2 protein-coding genes and 1 pseudogene are annotated in these 2,217 nt (G+C 49.6%); all 3 read left to right on the plus strand.

Annotated features, from left to right (window positions below; all coding sequences use genetic code 11):
- Window positions 1-494 (plus strand): annotated as a pseudogene (locus C1T29_RS10030) (16S rRNA (cytosine(967)-C(5))-methyltransferase); the annotation flags it as partial.
- Window positions 491-1,579, plus strand: coding sequence for a dual-specificity RNA methyltransferase RlmN (rlmN, locus tag C1T29_RS10035; RefSeq protein ID WP_025811558.1), 1,089 nt, complete (start codon window positions 491-493; stop codon window positions 1,577-1,579). The pseudogene C1T29_RS10030 and the gene rlmN, both read left to right, overlap by 4 nt.
- Before the next feature lie 7 nt (window positions 1,580-1,586).
- Window positions 1,587-2,217, plus strand: a 631-nt coding sequence (locus C1T29_RS10040; RefSeq protein WP_208945674.1) for a Stp1/IreP family PP2C-type Ser/Thr phosphatase, incomplete at its 3' end; no start/stop codon positions are given.

A 2,217-nucleotide genomic window follows, 5' to 3' on the forward strand; every position in this document is an offset into this window, starting at 1 on the left:
AGCATAAAGTAAAGCTGATCAAAGAAGCGGCAGGCCGGATCGGGCTTTCCAATATTGAAGCAAGGGCGCTGGATGCCAGAAAAGCCGGCGAAGCCTTCGAACCGGAGCAGTTTGACCGGATTCTCGTCGACGCTCCGTGTTCGGGCTTCGGTGTCATCCGCAGAAAACCGGATCTCAAATACAGCAAAACGCCCGAAGACAGCGCGCGTCTCGCTGGGATTCAGCTGGCGATTTTAAACGAAATTGCACCTTTATTGAAAACAGACGGGACATTGGTCTACAGCACATGCACAATGGACCCGACCGAAAATGAACAAGTCATGCATGCTTTTTTGAAAGAACACGACGAATTTGAAGCAGACCCCACCCTCGCCGAGCGGCTGCCCGAAAAAGCGGCGCCGTATGTCAAGGATGGAAGCATTCAAATCCTTCCCCACTACTTCGGAACGGACGGCTTCTTTATTTGCAGCATGAGAAAGAAGGGATCACAATAATGGAATCGAAACAAAAAGTAAGAAAAGAATTGCGGGCAGAAAGACCGTCCATCTATTCTTTTGAAATAGAAGAACTGAAAAGCTGGCTTTCGGAAAATGGCGAAAAGCCTTTCCGCGCCGCGCAAATATTCGAATGGCTTTACGAAAAGAGAGTCACGTCATTTGAAAAGATGACAAACCTTTCAAAAGAGCTGCGGACAAAGCTGAACGAGCATTTCGTATTAACGACGCTGAAAACGGCCGTCAAGCAGACTTCACAAGATGGAACGATGAAGTTTTTATTTGAGCTTCATGACGGCTACACGATCGAAACCGTATTAATGCGGCACGAATATGGCAATTCTGTTTGTGTAACGACACAGGTGGGCTGCCGAATCGGCTGTACGTTTTGCGCGTCGACCCTCGGCGGCTTAAAGCGGAACCTGGAAGCCGGAGAGATCGTCGCCCAGGTTGTCAAAGTGCAGCAGGCGCTTGATGAAACAGATGAACGCGTCAGTTCCATCGTCATTATGGGAATCGGCGAGCCGTTCGATAATTTTCAGGAAATGCTTGCATTCCTGAAAATCGTCAACCATGATAAAGGGCTGAATATCGGGGCGCGCCATATCACCGTATCAACGAGCGGGATCATTCCGAAAATCTATGAGTTTGCAGACGAGAAGCTGCAGATCAACTTTGCGATTTCTCTGCACGCCCCGAACACTGAGATCAGAAGCCGGCTGATGCCGATCAACAGAGCCTACAAGCTGCCGGAGCTGATGAAAGCGGTCGATTACTACATTAAGAAAACCGGCAGAAGGGTTACGTTTGAATACGGGCTTTTCGGCGGTGTTAACGATCAGGTTGAACACGCGGAAGAGCTGGCTGAATTGCTAAAAGGAATCAAATGCCACGTCAACTTGATTCCGGTCAACTATGTACCTGAACGAGACTATGTCAGAACACCGAAAGAACAGATTTTCGCCTTTGAAAAAACATTAAAGTCTCATGGAGTAAATGTCACGATCAGAAGAGAGCAAGGCCATGATATTGACGCTGCCTGCGGACAGCTTCGTGCAAAGGAGCGCCAGGAAGAGACGAGGTGAATCAAGGTTGAAAACAGCCTTAAAAACGGACAGGGGAAAAATACGCCAGCACAATGAAGACGATGCCGGCATTTTCACAGAAAAAAACGGACTGGTTTTAGCTGTTGTCTGCGATGGAATGGGAGGTCATCTGGCCGGCGACGGCGCCAGCAGGATGGCCGTCTCAGCCCTTCGGGATATCTGGGAGGAAACCGAAGAAGTCCCGGCTTCGCCGGCTGAATGCGAAGCTTGGCTGAAAGAGCAGATTTCAGCCGTCAACCAAAAACTTTTCGACCATGCGAGGGCGCATGAAGAGTGCCAGGGAATGGGAACAACGGTCGTCTGCGCTTTATACACGGGAAAAACGCTGACAGTCGCCCATATCGGAGACAGCCGCTGCTATCTCCTACAAGGCGGTCATTTCATACAGCTGACGGAAGATCACTCGCTTGTCAATGAACTCGTGCGGACAGGGGGGATTTCGAAGGAAGATGCCGAACACCATCCGCGGAAGAACGTGCTGACAAAAGCGCTTGGCACTGATCCGGAAGTGAAGGTTGAAGCCCATACTTTTGAAATCGAACCGGGCGATCAAGTTCTATTATGCTCTGACGGGCTGACGAATAAAGTAGACTATGAGTCACTGAAGGATATGCTTA

This window comes from Bacillus sp. MBGLi79 (genome assembly GCF_002953915.1).